Raw genomic sequence first — 14,076 nt, forward strand, 5'->3', positions numbered from 1 at the left:
CGACGCACAACGAGGAAGCCCCAGTCAGCTGACTGGGGCTTCCTCGTTGTGCGGGCATCTGTGCCGGAGCCGGCATCGCCGTGCTAACGGCGCCCAGTACACGTTCGGCAGCTGGCGTGCGGCTTTCGGACTATCAGTTCCCGTAGTGGTAGCGGCACCCCGCGATGCGGACTTCGTCGCCTTCAACCTTGTAGATGAGACGGTGCTCCTCGGTGATGCGCCGCGACCAGTAACCCTGGAAGCCATGTTTCAAGGGCTCGGGCTTTCCGATGCCCTCGTTTCCGTTTCTTGCGACATCACGGAGGAGAGCGTTGATACGTTTGAGGATCTTGCGGTCTTGGGACTGCCACCATTCGTAGTCCTCCCAAGCAGCCTCATCCCAGACGAATTTCACTCGGTCAGGTCGTTCACGGTGCCACGTCCGGACTCTAGCCGTTCGATCGATCCGAGGAGTCGTCGCGCATTGGCCGGATTCCTCAGCAGGTAGGCCGTCTCCTTGAGCGACTCGTACTCATCGAGAGAGACGATCACAACCGGCTCATGCCCGGCGCGGGTGATGACGACTTCCTCACGATCATCGACCACCCGGGACAGCGTCTCGGCGTAGCGCGCTCGTGATTCCGAATACGTCATGGTTCTCATTAGAGGCCTCCTTGTACGTAATAGTGTACGTCACGGCATGCGGCCCGGTGGCGGGTCGGATGTCAATTCACCGCACGTTTAACGAGCGCGGCGATCTTTGCCTCGTCGGCCGCGGTGAACTCGGTCAGGGCAAAGGCCGTCGGCCAGAGGGCACCCTCGTCGAGGTTGGCCTCGTCGCTGAAGCCGAGCGTCGCGTACCTCGTCTTGAATTTCTGCGCGCCCTGGAAGAAGCAGACCACCTTGCCGTCCCTGGCGTACGCAGGCATCCCGTACCAGAGCCTGGGCGCGAGTTGCGGGGCGCTCGCGGCGATCACGGCGTGGAGGCGCTCGGCCAGGACGCGGTCCGAATCCGGCATCCCCGCAATCGCCGCGAGCACGGCGGTTTCATCCTCCGCCTTCTTGTTCGCGTCTTGGCCGCGCCGCTTCTCCGCTCTCAGCTCGGCAGCGCGCTCCTTGATGGCAGCCCGTTCCTCCTCCGAGAACCCCTCTGACGGTTGGCCCTTCGCCGTCGTCGTCCTGGCGGATTCCTGCTTCTTCATAGCTGGTCGCTCCTCATCTCGTCGCGCCCAGCCGGGAGCAACGTTGTCGGCATGCCGAAAGATTAGGCCCAGCACGGCCCTGCCGTAGCGGTAGATCTCGAACTCGCTGGGAATTGTGACAACTCGACGGTAACGAGCGTATTTTGGCCGTTAGATCGTGCCGTGATCGGAGCGGTATGCGGAAAGGATCGGTGCCACGCGTGACAACACTCACTGGCATCCTGCTGACACTCGCGATCATCATGCTTGCGGGTGTCCTCACGTTGGCCGTCATCGCTCGGGCACTGTACAAACGCATTCGCCGCAGTCGCGCTCTGACCGGCACAGTGCTGCGCACTCGCACCCGCTTGAGTTGGGGTCCGCAGCACGAGGTCCTGAAACTCCGGTTGAGGCTGCAGGAAACCCTCGACAGCGGGCAGGCTGCCGTCGACCTGGCAGTGCTCGGCGCCGGCCCCCGTGGTGAACTTCCGCGACTCTTCCGTCGCATCCAGAGCGAGGGTGTCACGCTGGACTCCCAGTTGCGGCTGATGGCGAGCGAGAGTGATTCCCTTGTACTCGCCGAGGGGCTACCTGTGGCCCGGCCGCGTCGACCAGGTGGCCGGGTTGGTGCGCCGACTGCGCTCAGCGGTCGCTGCCGGCCTCGGGGACCTCACCGACGACACGCTTAAGACGCTGCGCTCTGAGGTCGACCGCGAGGTCTCCGCCCTGAATGCCGGAGTCCAGGAGCTGCGGGTGCTCAACGGACACGACGGAATGCCCGATTCGCGTCGACAGCTATCGATGGATGGCCTCTTGAGGGGGAACGAATCATGAGCGTCACTTCACGGCTGCGAGTCATCTTCCGCAGCAAGACCTCCCGCGCCCTCGACCGGTTGGAAGACCCCGGTGAAGCGCTGGACGACAGCTACGAGCAGCAGGTGAAGATGCTCCAGCAGGTTCGCCAGGGGTTGGCCGAGGTCGCGACGGCGAAGAAACGGATCGAACTGCAGGGGCAGGAAATGGGTGCCCGCTACCAGCGGCTGGCCGACCAGGCCCAGGAGGCGCTCAACCAGGGCCGGGAGGACCTCGCCCGGACCGCCCTGGAGCGCCGCGCCCTCCTCGAGGGCCAGGTCGCAGCGCTCCGCGACCAGCACATCGCCTTGCAGCAGCAGCAGGCGCAGCTGCAAGACAATGAGCGGCGTCTGGCCGAACGGGTCGCCGCATTCCGCACCGAAAAGGAGACGATGAAGGCCACCTATGCCGCCTCCGAAGCGCAGGTCAGGGCAAACGAGGCCGCGGCGGGCATCGGCGCCCAAGTGAGCGACGTCGGCGCCAACCTCGACCGGGCCAGAAACCGGGTCGCCCAGATGCAGGCCCGCGCGGCCGCCACCGACAAGCTGCTCGCCAGCGGCGCGCTCAACGATCTCACCGCCCCACCCGACGCCGACCTCGAACGGCAATTGTCGGCGGGTGCAATGAAAGCGGACGTCGAACGTCAACTTCAGGCCATGAAGAACGGCGGCGCTTCGGACAGGGGCCGCGGCACCACTACTCCGGGTGCCGGAACAGACGCGTGGCTGAGCATCGGACAACACCCGAACGCGCCCTGAGCGAACCGGGCCCCCGCGGCGGCGTTCGCCGCGCTCGACCGGCCGATGTGGGAGGATGCGGCCGTGACCGATCACCCTGAACGCCGGATGCTCCTCGACACGGCCGCACTGTACTTCCGCGCGTTCTACGCGGTGCCCGACTCCATGCGCGCGCCGAACGGGATGCCCGTGAACGCCGTACGCGGGCTGCTCGACATCGTCGCTCGGCTCGCCTCCGAGTTCCAGCCGAGCGAAATCGTGGCCTGCTGGGACGACGCCTGGCGACCGCAGTGGCGCGTGGATCTGATCCCCACCTACAAGACCCACCGGGTGGCCGCGGCGCAACCGGCCGATGCGGACCCTCCGCTCGAGGAGGTTCCGGACCTGCTCACACCGCAGGTCGCGGTCATCCGCGAGGTTCTCGGCGCGCTCGGCGTGCCGGTCGTCGGCGCCCCGGATCACGAGGCAGACGATGTCATCGGCACGCTGGCATCGCATTCTCCGATCCCCGTGGATGTCGTCACCGGTGACCGTGACCTATTCCAGCTGGTCGACGACTCTCGCGAGGTGCGGGTGATCTACACCGGTCGCGGCATGGCACGGCTCGAGATTCTGACGGATGCCGCGCTCGAGGCCAAGTACGGGGTCACTCCGGCGCAGTACGCGGACTTTGCGGCGCTGCGCGGAGACGCATCGGATGGACTGCCCGGGGTGCCCGGCGTGGGAGAGAAAACGGCAGTCAGGCTGCTGTCGGCCTACGGAAACCTCGACGGGATCATCGCCGCAGCGGCCGCCCCGGCATCCGGGATGGCAGCGCCCGTGCGCGCCCGGATCCTCGCCGCCGCCGACTACCTGACGGTCGCCCCGGCGGTGGTCAAGGTCGTGCGCGACCTCGACCTGCCGGCGTTCGACGCCCGTATCCGGGTCAGCACTCGCGAACAGGCAGCCGAACTGGATCGACTCGGCGCCCACTGGGGGCTCGGGGCATCGATGACGCGCGCCCGAGACGCCCTGGGCGCATTGAGTTCTTAGGGCGTGACGACCACCTTGCCGAGCGCGCGCCCCTCACCGACGCGGGCGAGCGCCAGCGGCACGTCGTCGAGCGGGAAGGTGCGGTCGATGTGGGTGCGAAGATCGCCGGCGACGCAGCGCTCGGCGACGGGCTCGAAGTGAGCCGGGCCCTGCCTCACCATGAGGACCCCGAGTCGGCGCCCGGTGAGGAGGCCCAGCGTGGCCCCGATCGTCGCCACCCGCAGCAGCGTTCGCACGGTTCCGCCGACGCAGAGGTAGCGGCCGCCGGGAGCCAGCGCCCGCCGGTAGGCGAAGACGGATCGGTGCGCGACGAGATCGAGCACGAGGTCGAACGGTTCGAGCCGGGTGAAGTCCGCGCTGCGATAGTCGACCACTGCGTCGGCCCCGAGTTCTCTCATGAAATCCTGCTTGCCCGCGTTGTCGACGCCGGTCACGTGCGCCCCGGCGAGCTTGGCGAGCTGGATCGCGAGCGAGCCCGACCCGCCGCCCGCCCCGTTGATCAGCACGCGCTGCCCGCGGCGAACGCCGGCGGTTCCCTGAAGCGCGATCGAGCCCGCCTGGGGCAGTGTCGAGGCCTCGGCGAACGTCAACTCCCCCGGCTTATGTGCGAGCGCCGCCTCGGGCGCCACCGCGTAGTCGGCGAAGCCGCCCATGAGACCCAGATTGTCGCCGTACACCTCATCACCCAGGCGGAACCGGGTGACGCCGGAGCCCACAGACGCGACGCGGCCGGCGATGTCGGATCCGAGCACCCGGCGCGCCGGGGCGCGCAGTCCCCCGATCCGCGCGTACATCGGAGATCCCCGCAGGCATTCCCAGTCCGAGAGATTGACGGATGTCGCGGCGACCTCGACGAGCACCTGGTTCGCGCCGGGCGACGGCGTCGGAACCTCCTCGACCCGCAGCCGGTCGGGCGTGCCATACCGGTCGTAGACGACGGCCCTCATGCTGACCGTCCGGAAAGCGCGCGGTGCGGGGAACTGAACATGTGAGTGAGTGTACGGGAGCACAAACCCGATGAGCGTACGCTGGGCGCATGACGGATGCCGCGCTGATCGGCCCGGTGGACGCCCCCGACCTGCACGTGATGAGCTACAACATCCGCCGGCGTTTCCCCCACCTCCGGCCGGGAAGCCCGGATCGCTGGGCCACCCGCAAGCGACTCGTTCGACGCATCCTCGCGGCCGAGCAGCCGACGCTGCTGGGCGTGCAGGAGGCGTTGGCCGACCAGGCCGAGTTCGTTGCGGACGCCCTCGGACCGCACTACCGGTGGGTCGGCCACGGCCGCAAAGCCTCCGGGCAGGACGAACGATGCGCGGTCTTCTACGACTCGCGGCGGCTGGAGCTGACCGCTTGGCGGCAACACGCCCTGTCCACGACGCCGGAGCAGCCCGGGTCCAGATCGTGGGGAAACCTGACGCCGCGGGTGGTCGTGTCAGCCGACTTCACGGACACCGCGACCGGAGCACGGCTGCTCGCCTTCAACACCCACTTGGATCACCTCTCGTGGCGTTCGAGGCTCGAATCGGCGACGTTCATCCTGGGTCTCGTGCGGGCCGCTCGCGCGGCGGAGCCGGACGCCGCGATCGTCGTGACCGGCGACTTCAACGCGAACGTGGACTCGGCCGTCTACCGCCGGCTCACGGCAGACGGGGCGCTCCGGGACGCCTGGGAGGTGGCGGCCGAGCGCCTCACGCCGCAATGGGGCACCTATTCGAACTACCGGCGCCGGCGCGCGGGCGCCAAACGCATCGACCTCATCCTGGTGGGGCACGGAGTCACCGTGGCGAGCGCGGGGATCAACGCCGTCCGGTTCGACAGCAGTGCGGCATCCGATCACGAACCGGTTCAGGCGGTGCTGCACTCCGGCGACCGGTCGCCTGGGGCATCGGACCCGTCTAGTGTGATGCCATGACCGGGTCATTCCTGCGGGCGCCTTCGGGAGCCGCCGAGACGGCCGCCGACGCGCTCCGGGTGCTGGCCCTCATCTGCATCGTGGTCGCGGGCGTCGGCTGGGGCCCGATCGAGGGGGTGAGCCTCGCGTTCGTGGCCGGCGGGATGCTCCTCCCCCGCCCGCTGGGCGTCCGGCCGAGCGTCGACATCGCGTTCGGCATCGTGCTGCTCGTCGCCGTCTGGAGCAGCGTGCTGCACATCTACATCTCGACGCGCTGGTGGGATCTCCCGATGCACTTCCTCACCAACGGACTCTGCGCCGCGCTGTGCTACATCGGGCTGGTGCGGCTCGGGATCGTGGCCGACGCCGCGACGCTCCCGCGGCCGATGGTGTCGGCCGTCGTGATGACCGCCGCCCTGGGGCTCTCACTCGGCGTGCTCTGGGAAGTCTTCGAGTGGTTCGGGCATACCTTCATCGACGGGAAGATTTTCGTCGGGTACGTCGATTCGATCGGGGACCTGGCCTGGGGCGCTGCCGGCGCCGTGGTCGCGGGCTTCAGCATGCCGTTCCTGATGGGCCGCGCTTCCGCTGCGGCCCCCCTGCGCGCCCCTGCCCTCGACTGAGCCGGGCAGCCGCCCTCCAACGTCCGTAGCCAGCGCAAAGAGGAAGGCCTACTATGTGCGCACAACCCCACTCCGGGGACCAGCTCCGGGAGCTCCTCTCATCCGGTCGGGCACAGTTCGATGCCTGCGTCCCGGACATCACAGGACAGGAAGAACATGACGAAGTATCTGTTCGAAGCGAACTACGTCGGCGAGGGCATCAAGGGCCTCATGCGTGAGGGCGGCACGAAGCGCCGGGACGCGCTCGTCGAGGCCGTCAAGTCCGTAGGAGGCTCACTCGAGAGTTTCTACTACGCCTTCGGGGAGACCGACGTCCTGGGGATCATCGAGGTCCCGGAACCGGCCGCCGCCGCCGCCCTGTCGCTTCTGATCAATTCGACGGGCAGCGTGCAAGTGCGCCTCAAGCCGCTGATGACACCGGAGGATCTCGACGACGCGGCCAGGAAGACGCCGTCGTACCGGGCCCCCGGGAAATAGTAGCCAGGGCGCAACTCACCCGGCAGCCAGACTGTCGTTCTGCGGATCACCAAGTAGCGCGGACCGCTTCGAGGGATTGACGGGTCGACAAGGCAGCGCGCCCGGCATGTGCCACAATCACTCCGACGGCGCTCCCGCGCGCCGAGAAGCGAGGAAAGCAGATGGCCGAAGTGCTGTTGTTCCATCACGCGCACGGACTGACGTCCGGTGTCCTTGACTTCGCCGAGAACCTCAGGCTCGCCGGTCACACCGTGCATACCCCCGATCTCTACGACGGGCAGGTCTTCGACGACCTGGACGACGGTGTGGCCTACGCCCAGCGAGTGGGATTCAGCACCATCATCGAGCGTGGACGGGCGGCCGGCGACGGACTGCCCCGCGAGCTCGTCTACGCCGGGTTCTCCGTCGGGGTGTTGCCGGCACAGATGCTGGCCCAGACCCGGCCCGGGGCGAAGGGCGCGCTCCTGTTCCATTCGTGCGTCCCGACATCCGAGTTCGGCGGCGCGTGGCCCGAGGGAGTGCCCGTCCAGATCCACGGCATGGATGCGGACGCGTACTTCGTCGATGAGGGCGACATCGACGCGGCCCGCGCACTCGTCGAGACGACGCCGGATACCGGGCTGTTCCTCTACCCCGGCGGTGAGCACCTGTTCGCCGACAACAGCCTGCCTGCCTACGACGGGCCTGCGGCCACCCTCCTCACCGAGCGGGTGCTGCGCTTCCTCGGGGACGTCAGCCAGGAACCGTCGACGGCCTAGCCCGGAGTGTTCCCAGGCGCCATCGTGGCCATTCCGGGACGAACGGGCACGAACTGGATGTTCTTCGAGGGGTGCACGGTCTTCGCGGGGAGCCGCGAGAACCCTTTCGCGTCGAGGTGATTCGTCGCTCGGTACACCATCACGGCCTCGTCATAGATGTCGTTCAGGCGCCGGCCGGAGAACGTCTCCACGGACCCGTCCGTGAAGGTGATCGAAATGAGCGAACCGGCCGGGAAGTGCCGGTTCATCCGGATGAAGCCGTCGGCGTCCTGGGTGAGATTGATCATGTGGTTCCTCTTTCGTGAACGTCAAGTCTCCCGCATCTCGGCGCCGAGCGATGTGCGTCTAGGCCGTCTGCGTCAGCGCGTCGCCATCGAGCCGGAACGTGCTCCACCCGTCGAGCGGCACGGCGCCGAGCGACTTGTAGAAGCCGATCGCCGGGTCGTTCCAGTCCAGGACAGCCCACTCGAGGCGGGCATAGCCGCGCTCGACGCAGATCGCCGCGAGCCGCGTCAGCAATGCCTTCCCGTATCCGCTGCCGCGGAAGGCGGGGCGCACGTAGAGGTCCTCGAGGTGGATGCCGTGCACGCCCTCCCAGGTCGAGAAGGTGAGGTACCACAGGGCCACCCCGGCGAGCGTGCCCTCCTCCGGGCCGTCCACGACCAGCGCAAAGACGGCGGGGCTCTCGCCGAACAGGGCCGATCGCAACCCGTCCTCGGTGGCTACGACCGCATCGGGCTCCTTTTCGTAGACGGCGAGCTCCACGATGAGGCGGAGGATCTCGCGGAGATCGGACGGTTCGGCGGCGCGCAGGAGGCTCATCCAGTCAGCGTACTTTCTCGCAAGCCCTCCCCCGGCCCAGGTCTCAGCGCAGGTTGAAGTACTCGCGGTGCACGTTCGCCGCCCGGGCCCCGGCCCGCACCAGTCCCCTCTGGAACGCGCTCACCATCGCTTCGGGTCCGCAGATGAACGCCGACAGCTCACGGGGCGAGCAGCCGGCCGTGGTGAGAACGTCCTCGACGGTCAGCCGAGGCTCGGTGCTGGTGTCGATCAGGTGCAGATGGATGGCGTCGTGCCGCGCCGAGAGCGCACGAATCTCATCGCCGTAGGGAGCGGGGCCGCGGGAGCTGAAGTAGAGGTCCACCCGCGCGGGCAAGGTCTCGGAGGTCGCGTCCCGCAGCCAGCTGAGGATCGGCGCCACACCGATGCCGCCGGCGATCCAGGCCTGGTGGTCGGTGCCCCGACGGTAGTCGAAGTGTCCGTGCGGGCTGTTGATCACGGCCGGCATGCCCGGTTCGACCAGGTCGGCGATGTTGGAGGTGAAGTCGCCCAGGGCCCCGACGGCGACGCGCACGTTGGCATCCGCCGGCGCACTGGCGATGCTGAACGGATGCCGGTGCCACCCGTCCTTCGCCTCAAGATAGAGGATGGCGAACTGCCCCGCCCGGTACTCGAAGCGCCGTCCCAGCGGCTTCAGCGAGATCTCGACCAGGTTCGCGCCGATCGGCTGCACGGAGTCGACCTGGTAGTCGTAGGTGCGGGCGAAGCGGCGGGCGAGCAACTCCCGGTAGACGTAAAAGGCCAGGCCCGTGCCGCCGATGACGAGGTAGGTCCACCTCAGCACCGCCGAGTCGAACATGCTCGCGTCCAGCAGCCCGTGCACGAACCCGGCGGCCACGAACACGCCCGTGAAGCGATGGAAGAAGCGCCAGACGGCGTAGCTGCGGAAGGGGACACCGGCCAGGCGCACCACTCGTGAACCGGTGACCCTCGGGACGAGTCCCCGGAAGCGTTGCGGAACGAAGGACAGCCAGCGCGGCGCGATCGCCCAGACGGTGAGCGCCAACAGGCCGAACAGTCCGATCTGGCCGAGCGTCGGGCCGACCGTGGTTTCCCGGACGTCGCCGGTCACCAGGGCGTGCACGGAGATCGCCAGCATGCCCGCGATATTGACCCGGCGGTGCCACAGCGCGGCATGGTCGACCCCGTTGAACCACCGTTCCACCCAGCGCAGCGTGCTGATCAGCACCAGGCCGATGGAGAGCAGGAGCACCCCCTCGGCGCCGAGCCACTCCCCGACGAGCTGCTCGAAACCCTCACCGGATGGCCGCGCCACGACCCACAAGACGGCCAGGGCGCTCACGAGCGCGGCGATGGTGAGCGGGCCGATCAGCTTGGCGTCGAGGCGGGACCCGCGATAGTGCGGCCGGTGCGGCGCAGGCTCGGTACTCAGTGCCACGAAGTCCTCCATGTTGAAGTCCTCCATGTTCTTGAGCGGCTGCGTGGAGGCAATGTGCTCGGCAGGGTTGCTGGACGTGCTGTCGGCATACGATACCGCGGCCGGAGGCGGGCTCGCCGGATGCCGTGGAACGGCCGCCGAAGACAAGCGCGCGTGAATAGCAGTAATGGATGCCCAAAGCCGATCTGTGTCGGTTCCCACAACATATTCGTCGGGAACCACAAAAGCGGGTAGACAGCCCTGTCCACGCGCCAAGCTCAGCCCCAGACCGTCGGCGATTCCGGCCCGGCGGGTTCCATCGATAACTGGAGTGACGAAAATGAAGAGAACCACATTCAGGTCCCGTGCCTTTGCAGTATTGGCGGTCGGCGCTTTGCTCGTCACGGGCGGGCTTGCGACGGCCGGCGGGGCCAGTGCGGCCCCCGCGGCGGGATCGTCGGACGTCGACCGCTGGGTCGTTCCGCAGACCCAGCAGAGCGGCGACTACTGGACCGCGGCGCGCATGAAAGCCGCGAAGCCGGGCGACACCCTCGTCGCCGACAACGTCGCATCCGCCTCAGCGACGAACTCGGCCCCGGTTGCCGTCGGACCCACGAAGTCGGTCGAAAAGCAGTCACCCACGCTCAAGGCCAGGCCCGTCCCGGCGCTGGCACCCGTCAGCCACATCGGCAAGGTGTTCTTCACCCTCGGCGGCGCCAACTACGTCTGCTCCGGAAACGCGATTTCCTCGGCCAATAAGAACACGGTCGTCACGGCCGGACACTGCGTCAATGAGGGACCGGGCGCCTTCGCATCACGCTTCACCTTCGTTCCCGCCTACAACAATGGAGCAGCACCGTACGGCCAGTGGGACGCGACGGAGCTCTACGCTCCCAGCCAGTGGGCATCCGGCGGTGACATCAACTACGACACCGGTTTCGCAATCGTCGCTTCACCCACCGGCACGAGCCTGAGCGACACGGTCGGCGCATCCGGTGTGTCGTTCAACAACAGCCGCGGCCTCACCTACTCGGCGTACGGCTACCCGGCGGCAGCGCCGTTCAACGGAGCGACCCTGCAGTCCTGCTACGGGGCCGCCTCCGACGACCCCTACGGCCAGACGCAGTCGCAGGGCATTCCCTGCAACATGACCGGCGGATCGTCCGGCGGTCCGTGGTTCATCGGCAGCGGAACCGCCGGCTACCAGAACTCGGTCAACAGTTTCGGCTACAGCGGCGTCAAGAACACGATGTTCGGGCCGTACTGGGGATCCGTCATCCAGAGTGCCTATGTCGCCGCGGCGGCCTGAGCCGGATCGGGAACACTCCCCCGACACCCCAGGAGTGGCCCATGAACACGTGACGCCCGACCCGGCGGACTCCGCCGAATGGGACGAGGAACGGATGCGCGGGGCCAGGCCCCGCGAGATCGTGCTCAACCCGGATGGCACGCGTCACGTAGACGACCAGGCGGACGAAACGGATCCGCCGGAGGGAGAACCGGAGGAAGAGTAGATCAACGCTGTGACGGGACCGTCGGATAGCTGGCTATCCGACGGTCCCGTTGTTTCCGGCCGGAGCCGGCCTGAGCATCCGTTTCCGGCCAGGTCGATATGCCTACTTGGATTTCTTGGTGACCGTGACCGAAATCGAGATGGGGCCGATCCCGATAGTCACCGTCACCGTGCGGGTCCTGGCGGCCTGAGCCCGAGCGGCGGCTGCGGTCTGCTGCACCGGCGCCGGCTGGGCGGTGTCGGACACCTTTCCGGTCTCCGGTCCGTCAACGGTGGCCAGGGTGACCCGGGTGTCGACCCCGGCCTCGGCGAAGATCTCCTCCACCGCAGTGCTACTGCCGCTGTGCACAGCGTCGATGAGCCGCTGGGTCAGAGCGTCACCCCTGGACAGCGCGTCGGCCGCCCGGGCGACCTGCATGGCATATTTCTGGATGCCCGCGACCTCGTTCATGGTGTCGTGCGCGGTGCTGTTCTCGTAGTCGTTACTCATGGTTGCCTCCTCGACCTGGCTCCGCTGCGCGGTCTGCGCGGCGCGAACGCGGACATGCTACCCGGATGGATGGAGGCGGGCTATGGGCCGGCTACTTCGCGGAGCGCGAGCTGAGGTCGAGGTTGGCACCGGGGATGTCCGCGGCGGTGAGGTGCCAGACGTACTCGTTCTTCAGCTTGGCGCCGTCGCCGGCGAACGGCCCGCTGCGCCAGGGGTAGAACGCGATCGTCGGCAGGGTGGCATCGGCCGAGGTGAGGATGGCGTTGTTGAAGTCCCCGTTGATGCGTCGCAGCGCGGCCACGACGGAGGCCCGCCACGCGGCCAGGTCGTGCCCGCTCCCGTCGCCGGCCCCCTCGGTGAGCTGCAGCGCGATGTGCAGTTGCTTGTCGCCCAGCTCATCTTCGAAGCTGACCAGCCGGTGGTTGGCCACGGCCCTGAGCAGCACCGGATCGGTGTAGATCACGTCGCGCAGGGCATCCGGAGCGACGACCGCCCCGTTGTAGTCGACCGACATGTCGCTGCGGCCGTAGTGGAAGAGAAGCGGCAGGTCGAGGAACTGGAGCCGGTTCAGCCGGCCCAGCCCGTGCTCTTCCAGGATCGGGCGCAGGTCGCGCAGGCGCATCACGTGGCCCCGGTCGTGGATGTTGTAACGCAACCGCGGGTTGATGTTCTGTTTGCGCACGATGGAGACGATGAGCTCGCCTCCCTCGTTCGTCTCGATCAGGTAGTCGTAGGGGTTGAACTGGAACACCATCGGCAGCACGCCGTACTCGCCCTGCTTCGTGATGCGCTTGGCGAGCTTCGGGCTCTGCGCGATCGCCCGGCGAAGTTCGACCGTGTAGTCGGTCTCGATCGCCACGTTGATTTCCAGGTCGGACGCGCCATAGGAGCCGAACGCGCTGTGCGCGTAGCGCAGGATGTGGCTGCGCATGTTCTCGCTGATGCCCTCCCCGCCGAAGGCTGCGACGATGTCGTACTTCTCCCAGTCGAGCCGTTTGTCCATCTCCGGCAGGCGCGCGTAGCTGGCCGCGAGGCCACCCTTGGTCGAGAGCTTTCCCGACACTCCGCGTTGTGCGAGGAACTCCCGGTAGGCGGGGACCTTCCTGGCCGCCATCTCGAACGTGCGCCAGGCGCGCCAGCGGCCGAGGGTCCAGCGCAGCGGCTCGATCCCAGGGCCGAGCAGCAGGCTGTGCGTCGTGATGCCGCGGGTGAGTAGCCTGACGACGCCGTCCTGGAGCCAGACAAACAGGAAAATGAACGGTTTCATCAGGCGTCCTCCGTGGCGGGCAGCAGCATCCGGGCCGCGGGGCGGCGGTGGGCGAGCGGCGGGGTCTTGCTGTGGCCGAAACGAAACAGCATCCAGGCCATGTCGCCGTCGCCCTCGGTGATGCCCAGGGCGCGCACGAACAGGTCGTGCGAGCCCGGGTTCGTGATGACGGTGCCGAACGGATGCAGGTACACGCCCGCCCGGGTGAAGTGCAGCCAGAGCCGGAGGAAGGTGCGCCCCGCCTCGATGTAGTCGGCCGGGGCGGCGAACGGGCCCTCCAGCCACCCGAGCTGGCGCACCCCGCGCATGGTGCGCAGGTAGACCCCGCGGATGGCCGGGCCGACGATCGGCAGCTGCCACAGGCCGCGGTGCTTCATGGCGAAGCGCAGGATGCCGCCCGGCATCAGCATGGTTTCGGCGCTGAGGCCGTCCTGCCGCTCGGCCGCCTCGGACTTCGAGAAGCGCAGCCAGTGCATGATCTCCCCGTACACGGCGTCGTTCTGCAGGTCGTCGAACAGCGTCTCCTGGTTGATCCGCACGAGATCCTGCACGATCCGGGCGTCGCTCGTGGTGCGGAACCGGAACCCGGCCGACGCCGCGATGCGGGCCGCCTCCTCGACCGTCGATGGGTCGACGAGGGTGTTGTCGTAGGGGCGGCGCGAGGTACGCCGGGCGAGGAAGTCGGCGTGGCCGGCGCGAGCCTCGGCATCCTGGTGCTGGGACTCCAGCGTCACCGTGCCAAGGACGTGCAGGCGCTCGGCCGCGTCGAAGTCGAGGTCGGAATGGTCGAGCGCCTCGATCGTGCGAAAGCCGTGGCCGGCGGCTACCACGGCCAGCGCGTGCAGGAAGACCCCGGCGCAGACGTGCCCGAACGGGATGCCGAAGGACTCGGCCGGCAGCCCCAGGTCCAGGTCGTAGTAGACCTCGGCCGTGGTGTCGTTCAGCGCACGGAGCTTGATCGGCTGCGAGTTGTGCGGGGACGGGTACAGCCGCACATCCTCGATGATGCCCGGCCAGACATCCCCCATGCTGGTCGTCATGCCCTCACCCTAGCG

19 protein-coding genes are annotated in these 14,076 nt (G+C 67.9%); 8 read left to right on the forward strand and 11 right to left on the reverse strand.

Annotation, left to right across the window (positions count from 1 at the left end; translation table 11 throughout):
* Positions 1-133 precede the first annotated feature (133 nt).
* The 4 genes from E3O23_RS12910 to E3O23_RS18700 form a co-directional block, all read right to left on the reverse strand.
* On the reverse strand, positions 134-394 hold the full coding sequence (locus tag E3O23_RS12910; protein WP_134491609.1) for a Txe/YoeB family addiction module toxin: 261 nt from the start codon (positions 392-394) through the stop codon (positions 134-136).
* Positions 391-642 carry a type II toxin-antitoxin system Phd/YefM family antitoxin gene (locus tag E3O23_RS12915; protein WP_134491611.1) on the reverse strand — a complete coding sequence of 84 codons (252 nt, stop codon included), beginning with the start codon at positions 640-642 and terminating at the stop codon, positions 391-393. Before E3O23_RS12915 ends, E3O23_RS12910 begins: the two co-directional genes overlap by 4 nt.
* A gap of 62 nt (positions 643-704) precedes the next feature.
* Positions 705-1,181 carry an iron chaperone gene (locus tag E3O23_RS12920; RefSeq protein WP_134491613.1) on the reverse strand — a complete coding sequence of 159 codons (477 nt, stop codon included), beginning with the start codon at positions 1,179-1,181 and terminating at the stop codon, positions 705-707.
* Between the two features lie 621 nt (positions 1,182-1,802).
* Positions 1,803-1,928, reverse strand: a complete 126-nt coding sequence (locus E3O23_RS18700; RefSeq protein ID WP_255453306.1) for a hypothetical protein — start codon at positions 1,926-1,928, stop codon at positions 1,803-1,805.
* Positions 1,929-1,990: 62 nt separating this feature from the next.
* Between E3O23_RS18700 and E3O23_RS12925 the strand changes: the two genes are divergently transcribed.
* Both E3O23_RS12925 and E3O23_RS12930 read left to right on the forward strand, forming a co-directional pair.
* Positions 1,991-2,770 carry a PspA/IM30 family protein gene (locus tag E3O23_RS12925; protein WP_134491615.1) on the forward strand — a complete coding sequence of 260 codons (780 nt, stop codon included), beginning with the start codon at positions 1,991-1,993 and terminating at the stop codon, positions 2,768-2,770.
* 87 nt (positions 2,771-2,857) lie between these two features.
* Positions 2,858-3,781 carry a 5'-3' exonuclease gene (locus tag E3O23_RS12930; RefSeq protein ID WP_134491702.1) on the forward strand — a complete coding sequence of 308 codons (924 nt, stop codon included), beginning with the start codon at positions 2,858-2,860 and terminating at the stop codon, positions 3,779-3,781.
* On the opposite strand, the gene E3O23_RS12935 is transcribed toward E3O23_RS12930, so the two are convergent.
* A complete protein-coding gene (locus tag E3O23_RS12935) occupies positions 3,778-4,728 on the reverse strand; it encodes an NAD(P)-dependent alcohol dehydrogenase (protein ID WP_134491617.1) in 951 nt (316 codons plus the stop codon). The two genes, E3O23_RS12930 and E3O23_RS12935, sit on opposite strands and share 4 nt — an antisense overlap.
* Positions 4,729-4,817: 89 nt before the next feature.
* Between E3O23_RS12935 and E3O23_RS12940 the strand changes: the two genes are divergently transcribed.
* From E3O23_RS12940 to E3O23_RS12955, 4 genes are all read left to right on the forward strand, one after another.
* Positions 4,818-5,696, forward strand: coding sequence for an endonuclease/exonuclease/phosphatase family protein (locus tag E3O23_RS12940; RefSeq protein ID WP_134491619.1), 879 nt, complete (start codon positions 4,818-4,820; stop codon positions 5,694-5,696).
* Positions 5,693-6,298: a DUF2238 domain-containing protein gene (locus tag E3O23_RS12945; RefSeq protein WP_134491621.1), complete on the forward strand. Its 606-nt coding sequence runs from the start codon at positions 5,693-5,695 to the stop codon at positions 6,296-6,298. Before E3O23_RS12940 ends, E3O23_RS12945 begins: the two co-directional genes overlap by 4 nt.
* A gap of 156 nt (positions 6,299-6,454) precedes the next feature.
* Positions 6,455-6,775: a GYD domain-containing protein gene (locus tag E3O23_RS12950; protein ID WP_134491623.1), complete on the forward strand. Its 321-nt coding sequence runs from the start codon at positions 6,455-6,457 to the stop codon at positions 6,773-6,775.
* A 161-nt stretch (positions 6,776-6,936) separates the two neighbouring features.
* Positions 6,937-7,533: a dienelactone hydrolase family protein gene (locus E3O23_RS12955; RefSeq protein ID WP_134491625.1), complete on the forward strand. Its 597-nt coding sequence runs from the start codon at positions 6,937-6,939 to the stop codon at positions 7,531-7,533.
* Here the strand turns inward: E3O23_RS12955 and E3O23_RS12960 are convergent.
* From E3O23_RS12960 to E3O23_RS12970, 3 genes are read right to left on the reverse strand one after another with little or no spacing between them, the layout of a single operon-like run.
* Positions 7,530-7,820 (reverse strand): hypothetical protein, encoded by a 291-nt coding sequence (locus E3O23_RS12960; RefSeq protein WP_134491627.1) that lies wholly within the window; start codon positions 7,818-7,820, stop codon positions 7,530-7,532. The two genes, E3O23_RS12955 and E3O23_RS12960, sit on opposite strands and share 4 nt — an antisense overlap.
* 58 nt (positions 7,821-7,878) lie before the next feature.
* A complete protein-coding gene (locus tag E3O23_RS12965) occupies positions 7,879-8,355 on the reverse strand; it encodes a GNAT family N-acetyltransferase (protein WP_134491629.1) in 477 nt (158 codons plus the stop codon).
* 43 nt (positions 8,356-8,398) lie between these two features.
* A complete protein-coding gene (locus tag E3O23_RS12970) occupies positions 8,399-9,784 on the reverse strand; it encodes a ferredoxin reductase family protein (protein ID WP_166790503.1) in 1,386 nt (461 codons plus the stop codon).
* A gap of 307 nt (positions 9,785-10,091) precedes the next feature.
* On the opposite strand from E3O23_RS12970, the gene E3O23_RS12975 reads away from it, so the two are divergent.
* Complete coding sequence (locus tag E3O23_RS12975; RefSeq protein ID WP_134491633.1) at positions 10,092-11,060, forward strand: trypsin-like serine peptidase; 969 nt, start codon at positions 10,092-10,094, stop codon at positions 11,058-11,060.
* A 34-nt stretch (positions 11,061-11,094) separates the two neighbouring features.
* Positions 11,095-11,265 carry a hypothetical protein gene (locus tag E3O23_RS18175; RefSeq protein WP_166790504.1) on the forward strand — a complete coding sequence of 57 codons (171 nt, stop codon included), beginning with the start codon at positions 11,095-11,097 and terminating at the stop codon, positions 11,263-11,265.
* A gap of 102 nt (positions 11,266-11,367) precedes the next feature.
* Here E3O23_RS18175 and E3O23_RS12980 read toward each other — a convergent pair whose 3' ends face one another.
* The 3 genes from E3O23_RS12980 to E3O23_RS12990 all read right to left on the reverse strand — a co-directional run bounded on the left by E3O23_RS12980 (position 11,368) and on the right by E3O23_RS12990 (position 14,061).
* A complete protein-coding gene (locus E3O23_RS12980) occupies positions 11,368-11,754 on the reverse strand; it encodes a hypothetical protein (RefSeq protein ID WP_134491635.1) in 387 nt (128 codons plus the stop codon).
* 91 nt (positions 11,755-11,845) lie between these two features.
* Positions 11,846-13,021, reverse strand: coding sequence for a phenylacetate--CoA ligase family protein (locus E3O23_RS12985; RefSeq protein ID WP_241983468.1), 1,176 nt, complete (start codon positions 13,019-13,021; stop codon positions 11,846-11,848).
* On the reverse strand, positions 13,021-14,061 hold the full coding sequence (locus tag E3O23_RS12990) for a nitroreductase family protein (protein ID WP_134491637.1): 1,041 nt from the start codon (positions 14,059-14,061) through the stop codon (positions 13,021-13,023). Before E3O23_RS12990 ends, E3O23_RS12985 begins: the two co-directional genes overlap by 1 nt.
* Positions 14,062-14,076: the final 15 nt, after the last annotated feature.

It is taken from the genome of Cryobacterium tagatosivorans, assembly GCF_004402215.1.
GTDB lineage: Bacteria > Actinomycetota > Actinomycetes > Actinomycetales > Microbacteriaceae > Cryobacterium > Cryobacterium tagatosivorans.

What these genes read in the sequence shown, in the direction of transcription:
- E3O23_RS12915 (WP_134491611.1), bottom strand. Translation starts at nt 642, where the DNA reads ATGAGAACCATGACGTATTCGGAATCACGAGCGCGCTACGCCGAGACG.
- E3O23_RS12920 (WP_134491613.1), bottom strand. Translation starts at nt 1,181, where the DNA reads ATGAAGAAGCAGGAATCCGCCAGGACGACGACGGCGAAGGGCCAACCG.
- E3O23_RS12925 (WP_134491615.1), top strand. Translation starts at nt 1,991, where the DNA reads ATGAGCGTCACTTCACGGCTGCGAGTCATCTTCCGCAGCAAGACCTCC.
- E3O23_RS12930 (WP_134491702.1), top strand. Translation starts at nt 2,858, where the DNA reads ATGCTCCTCGACACGGCCGCACTGTACTTCCGCGCGTTCTACGCGGTG.
- E3O23_RS12935 (WP_134491617.1), bottom strand. Translation starts at nt 4,728, where the DNA reads ATGAGGGCCGTCGTCTACGACCGGTATGGCACGCCCGACCGGCTGCGG.
- E3O23_RS12940 (WP_134491619.1), top strand. Translation starts at nt 4,818, where the DNA reads ATGACGGATGCCGCGCTGATCGGCCCGGTGGACGCCCCCGACCTGCAC.
- E3O23_RS12945 (WP_134491621.1), top strand. Translation starts at nt 5,693, where the DNA reads ATGACCGGGTCATTCCTGCGGGCGCCTTCGGGAGCCGCCGAGACGGCC.
- E3O23_RS12950 (WP_134491623.1), top strand. Translation starts at nt 6,455, where the DNA reads ATGACGAAGTATCTGTTCGAAGCGAACTACGTCGGCGAGGGCATCAAG.
- E3O23_RS12955 (WP_134491625.1), top strand. Translation starts at nt 6,937, where the DNA reads ATGGCCGAAGTGCTGTTGTTCCATCACGCGCACGGACTGACGTCCGGT.
- E3O23_RS12960 (WP_134491627.1), bottom strand. Translation starts at nt 7,820, where the DNA reads ATGATCAATCTCACCCAGGACGCCGACGGCTTCATCCGGATGAACCGG.
- E3O23_RS12965 (WP_134491629.1), bottom strand. Translation starts at nt 8,355, where the DNA reads ATGAGCCTCCTGCGCGCCGCCGAACCGTCCGATCTCCGCGAGATCCTC.
- E3O23_RS12970 (WP_166790503.1), bottom strand. Translation starts at nt 9,784, where the DNA reads ATGGAGGACTTCGTGGCACTGAGTACCGAGCCTGCGCCGCACCGGCCG.
- E3O23_RS12975 (WP_134491633.1), top strand. Translation starts at nt 10,092, where the DNA reads ATGAAGAGAACCACATTCAGGTCCCGTGCCTTTGCAGTATTGGCGGTC.
- E3O23_RS12980 (WP_134491635.1), bottom strand. Translation starts at nt 11,754, where the DNA reads ATGAGTAACGACTACGAGAACAGCACCGCGCACGACACCATGAACGAG.
- E3O23_RS12985 (WP_241983468.1), bottom strand. Translation starts at nt 13,021, where the DNA reads ATGAAACCGTTCATTTTCCTGTTTGTCTGGCTCCAGGACGGCGTCGTC.
- E3O23_RS12990 (WP_134491637.1), bottom strand. Translation starts at nt 14,061, where the DNA reads ATGACGACCAGCATGGGGGATGTCTGGCCGGGCATCATCGAGGATGTG.